A 4360-nucleotide genomic window follows, 5' to 3' on the forward strand; every position below is an offset into this window, starting at 1 on the left:
TGTGGATCATTTGCTTGAGTAGAAAAGGTTGGAATGTCGCGCCTCAATAGTCGGCTGGTCCCACGCTTTGTTTCTCTCTCCAAACCCTATCTGGCTTCAGAACAGAAGTGGGTGGCACGAGGGCTACTGGCGCTGCTCGTCGTTTTAATGCTGACCAATACAGCGGCCAGCGTGCTCCTCAATAAACAGACGGGCGAATTCTCAGACGCTCTGGCAGACCGCGATTCGGATCGCTACTGGCGTTCGATCTATTATACGCTCGGGCTCATCGCCATCGCGGTCCCCGTGTACGGGCTTTACTACTATGTTCGCGACCGGCTGACCAATCATTGGCGGCGCTGGATGACCACCCGCTTCATCAATAATTATTTCAGCAACACCGCCTTCTATCGGCTGACGTTTGCTGCAGAAATCGATAACCCGGATCAGCGAATCGCCGAAGACATCAACTCGTTCACACAGAAGTCGATTTACTTCCTGCTGATCTTCATCGAGACGGGACTGCAGTTGATCGCGTTTTGCGGGGTCCTGTGGAATATCTCGCAGCTCTTGGTGTACTTTATTGTGGTTTATGCCATCGTAGGGACTGCGGTTACCACGTTGGTTTTCGGGCGCCCACTGGTCGGTTTGAATTTCTTCCAGTTGCGACGCGAAGCGGATCTTCGTTATAGCCTGGTTCGCGTACGAGAAAACGCGGAATCGATCGCTTTCTATCGCGGTGAAAAGCAAGAGTCCGATCTGGTGCTGGAACGGTTCAACGATGCCTATATCAACTTTAACAAGCTGGTGAACTGGCAATTCTTTCTGAATATTTTCCAGTACGCTTATATCACGATGACAATGATCATTCCGGGCATCATCCTGGCACCGCGCGTCATGTCCGGGGACATCACGATTGGGGCTGTGGTTCAGGCGACGGGGGCATTTGCAGCCATTTTCGGTGCCTTGAACGTGATTGTGAACAAGTTCGACGTGCTGAGCTACTTCGCTGCGGGAGTCAGCCGACTCGATCGCTTTGCCAAAACCCTCGAAGCGATGGCGCAGACGAGCACCGTTGCGCCCGATCAGGAGCACATCACGACGCAAGAGGGCGACCACTTTCAAGTCGAGCAACTCACCGCCCAGACTCCGGATGGGAAGCGTGATTTAATCAAGGACCTTTCACTTTCGCTAAACGAAGGAGATGGACTCCTGATCGTCGGCGCCAGTGGTGGAGGAAAAAGCTCGCTACTGCGCGTGCTGGGAGGCTTGTGGGACTACGGCAGCGGTCAGCTAACCCGTCCTGGGCTCGAAAAGATGTTGTTCCTGCCTCAGCGCCCCTACCTGATCATCGGCAGCTTACGGGCTCAGTTGCTCTACCCCAACTATCGCGAGGGAGTGACCGACGAAGAATTTCAGTCGATCCTGGAAGAAGTCAATCTTCCGAATCTGATCGAACGCTGCGGGGGTCTGGATGTCGAAGCGGACTGGGGAAAGATGCTCTCATTGGGTGAACAGCAACGACTGGCCTTCGCGCGAGTCCTGCTGGCAGAAAAGCCGTATGTCATTCTGGACGAAGCGACCAGTGCGCTCGACGAAAAGAACGAAGCGACCCTCTACGATCGACTGCGGCAGGGCGAAGTGACACTCATCAGCGTCACTCATCGGCCACAGGTCGCCCGGTATCACACGCACGTCCTCAGTCTGACCGGAAAGGGGGACTGGGAACTCAAGACGGCGGAAGAGTATCTCGCCGAAATTGAACCCGATTCACAAATCGAAACCGCGTGAACTCGCGAGTGGTGTGTGCTGGTGGTGTGCAGACCCCCCACACACCACCACCCAGGTGGCGGGTTTTTCTCCTTCCGCCGCGGGGCGAATGCATCCGCCTGGAGAGGCATCGCGCGGATGACTCCCGAGGGGGGCTCCATTTACTTTCCGAAGTACCGATAGAAGAAGAACTTCACCGTTTCCATTCCCAGCGCATAAAGAGCTGTGATGATCAGCATCATACCCAGCAACAGGGGCGAGGGGGGAATAAAACCAAGTGTGCCGGCCAGCGGACTGCAGGGAAGCCCGACGACAATCACTGCGATCAGCGCACAGGCCATCAGCAGCAGCGTGGACGGTTCGCTGCGGAAGAAGGGCCTCTGGGTCCGGACGATCAGCAGAATCAAAAGCCCCGTCAGTGTTGATTCCACAAACCAGCCGGTACGGAACAGATCGTGATTTTCTGCACCGAAGACCAGAAGGATTGCCCCGAACGTCAGGAAGTCAAAACTTGAACTGGCAAAGCCGAAGAACAGCATAAAACGGAAAATGGATTTCGTATCCCATCGCCGCGGCTGAGCCACCTGTTCGGGGTCCACCGAGTCCGTCGCCAGCGACATGGCAGGAAAGTCCGCCAGCAGATTGATCAGCAAAATTTGCGAAGCGAGCAGCGGCTCGAAGGGAAGAAACAGCGAGGCGATCGCCAGGCTGAACATGTAGCCGAAGCAGCCGGCAATGGCGAAATAGACGTACTTGAGTGTATTGGCAAATGTCCGACGCCCCTCTCGAACCCCTTCCACCAGGACACCGAGGTCGTGTTTCAGCAAGACGATCTGAGCCGCTTCTCGGGCAACATCAACCGCCGTGGCGACCGAGATGCCGACATCGGCCACGTGCAACGCGGATGCGTCATTGATTCCGTCGCCGATGTAACCGACGACCTCGCCGTTCCGCTGCAGTGAACGAATAATCTGTTCTTTCTGATTCGGCTCGATTTCTGCGAAGACGTCCGCCTCACTCACTCGGTGCCGCAGGGCCTCGTCGCTGAGCTGTCGCAACTCCGAACCAGTGATGACTTTCGATGCGGTAATGCCAACCCGCTGGCTCACCGTCGCCGCCACAGCCCGGTTGTCTCCGGTGATAATTTTGAGTTTGACGCCCAACTGCTTTAACTGCTCGAGCGTTTCCCGCGCGTCCGCTTTCGGTGGGTCCGTGAAGACCAGGAATCCGAGGAACGTCATCTCACACTCGTTCGCCTTCGTCAGGTGCGGCGAGTCGTCGCGACGAACAGCCAGGCCAAGGATACGCAGCCCTTCGTTGCTCATCTGAGTGAATTGCCGTTCGATCGAATCCCGCAAGGATGCGAGGTCGCAGCAATTACCTTCGGTCGTTTCGACGGTGGAGCAAACTTCGAGGATATTGGCGAGAGCCCCTTTGGTGATCAGAAGCTTTTCGCCGTCCAGCAGCAGGCGTACGCTGAGTCGTTTGCGGAGGAAGTCGTAGGGAATTTCATCCAGCTTCTGGATGCCGTTTGTCGAAAACCGGGCATCGTCTGCTGCCACGGCGGACGCGGCGAGTATCGCCCGGTCGACCGGATTCGCGAAACCTGTCTGAAAGAAGGCATTGAGATAGCTCAGTCGTGTCACGCGTTCGCTTGGGTTGCCCGTCGGATCCAGAGCCGAGTGAAGGTGAATCTCGCCTTCGGTCAGGGTTCCCGTTTTGTCCGAGCAGAGGACGGTCATTCCGCCGAGATTCTCGATCGAGAGCAATTGTTTGACGATCACATTATGCCGGGCCATTGACTTGGCCCCTGCCGAGAGCACGACACTGGTGATGGCCGGCAGTAACTGAGGCGTCATCCCCACGGCCAGGGCGAGCGTGATCAGCAGTGAGTCGGTCACGGGGTCGCCTTGCCAGCCCACTTTGACGGCGAACAGGACAACCGTGATGACACTCACGATCTTGACCAGCATTCGACCAAACTGAGCGAGTCCGCGCGCGAAGCCGGTTTCCGGTCGCTTCTGTTCCAGCCGTTCGGAAATCTTGCCAAATTCCGTATCGCGTGCGGTTCTCACCACCACTGCGGTCCCCATCCCGCTGATCACATGGGTTCCCAGGTAAAGCGTGTTGATTCGCTGGCTGAGCGGGGTCGCCTTCTCCAGAACGGTGTTCACCTTTTCCGCAGGGAAGCTTTCTCCGGTCAATGCCGCTTCGTTCAGATACAGGTCCTGAGCGGTGAGCAGTCGACAGTCACCGGGAATCAGGTTTCCGGCAGTCAGTCGAATGACATCCCCCGGTACGACAGCGTCGATCGGGACCTCGCAGTCTTTCCCGTCGCGCATCACCATCGCACGTGTCTCAATCAGTCCCAGTAGCTTTGCCACCGCGTCAGCCGCGCTGAGTTCCTGCCAGAAGCCGAGCAGTCCGCTGGCGAGCAGAATAAAGATGATGATCCACGCATTCGCGCTCTCGCCCGGCAGACTGAACGAAAGCATGGCGGAACAGAGCAACAGGAGAATGATCGGGTTCTTGAACTGATCGAGCAGCATTCGCCACGGAGACTGCTTGCGGCCGATCAGGCTGCGGTTCGTTGCCAACCGCTTTTGCGCCT

The 4360-nt window shown here is 56.8% G+C and carries 2 protein-coding genes; one reads left to right on the top strand and one right to left on the bottom strand.

Features of this window, described 5'->3' with window-relative positions; translation table 11 throughout:
* Positions 1 to 33 precede the first annotated feature (33 nt).
* Complete coding sequence (locus tag VGE80_RS18810) at positions 34 to 1770, top strand: ABC transporter ATP-binding protein/permease (RefSeq protein WP_440593728.1); 1737 nt, start codon at positions 34 to 36, stop codon at positions 1768 to 1770.
* A gap of 140 nt (positions 1771 to 1910) precedes the next feature.
* Here the strand turns inward: VGE80_RS18810 and mgtA are convergent.
* Positions 1911 to 4360: magnesium-translocating P-type ATPase (gene mgtA, locus VGE80_RS18815; protein ID WP_440593729.1), on the bottom strand; the 2450-nt coding region annotated here is incomplete at its 5' end.

It is taken from the genome of Schlesneria sp. (genome assembly GCF_036405755.1).
Classification (GTDB): Bacteria; Planctomycetota; Planctomycetia; order Planctomycetales; family Planctomycetaceae; genus Schlesneria; species Schlesneria sphaerica.